The sequence below is a fragment of the Marinococcus tarijensis genome (assembly GCF_054971385.1).
In genome coordinates, this window is record NZ_JBQOJA010000079.1 from 1 (window position 1) to 1262 (window position 1262).

Sequence of the window (1262 nt, forward strand, 5' to 3'; positions counted from 1 at the left end):
ATTCACAGAAAAGAGGACTTCCCTATGAATAATTTTACTACAGATATTGCTCACGCTCTAGTCCAACATCAGGATGTCAACGAGATCTTCCGATCTCATTTGGAACACGCCATCAATCAGCTGCTTCAAACCGAATTAACGTCCTTTCTGGATTACGAAAAGTACGATGCGTCCGGCATTGGTTCCGGCAATTCCCGTAACGGCACATACGAACGCACGCTGAAAACCGAATTTGGGGAGCTCTCGCTGTCGATTCCTCGCGACCGGAACGGAGACTTTCACCAACAGACGGTCGCGCCATATAAACGGACGAATGACACGCTGGAAGCGTTTGTGATGCATATGTACCACAAGGGCGTCACGACCGCGGAGATCGCCGATCTCCTGGAACGCATGTACGGCCATCATTACACGCCGCAGACCATTTCCAACATGACCCAAGCGATGGAAGCCGAAGTGGAGGCGTTTCGAGGCCAGCCATTGGCGAAACGCTATGCCTGCATCTATCTGGACGCCACGTTTATCGCCTTAAAACGGGACACGGTGGCCAAAGAAGCGGTATATATCGCGGTCGGGATCCAGGAAGACGGCTCCAAAGAAGTGCTGGCGTACCTGCTGGCTCCGACCGAATCAGCAGGCAATTGGCAGGAACTCCTAGAGGACCTTCAGGTCCGCGGCCTCGAAGAAGTACTCCTGGTCATATCAGATGGACTGGCAGGCATGACCGATGCGATCCACGCCGTCTATCCGAGTGCCCGGCATCAGACGTGTTGTGTGCATGTCTCCCGCACCCTTGCCCGCAAAGTCCGCGTGCAGGATCGTGCGACGGTCTGTGCCGATTTCAAAACCGTGTACCGGGCGAACAGCCGGGAGGAAGCGGCCGAGGCGCTCGAGGCGTTTATCGCAGCGTGGTCCTCGCGGTATCCATCGATTCGCCGGGTGCTCGACGAGCACCCCACCTTACTCACCTTTTATGATTTCCCGTCCGCCATCTGGCGGAGTCTGTATTCTACCAATCTCATCGAATCGTTCAACAAGCAGCTGAAAAAATACGTTAAACGCAAAGAACAGTTTCCGAATGAAGCGTCCATCGAACGGTTTTTGGTCAGCCGGTTCGACGTGTACAATCAAAAATTTTCCACCCGCTGCCACCTGGGATTCGCCCAGGCCCAACACCAATTGGAAGACATGTTTCAACAGCAGGGGTAACTTTACGGCTGGAAAAGGACAGGGGCCGTTTACACAAAATTATTGACGGTCCC

The 1262-nt window shown here is 53.7% G+C and carries 1 protein-coding gene; it reads left to right on the forward strand.

Annotation, left to right across the window (positions count from 1 at the left end):
- The first annotated feature begins 24 nt into the window (after positions 1 to 24).
- Entirely contained in the window at positions 25 to 1209 is a 1185-nt protein-coding gene (locus ACTTK7_RS17225) for an IS256 family transposase (protein WP_462869330.1), read from the forward strand.
- The last annotated feature ends 53 nt before the right edge of the window (positions 1210 to 1262 follow it).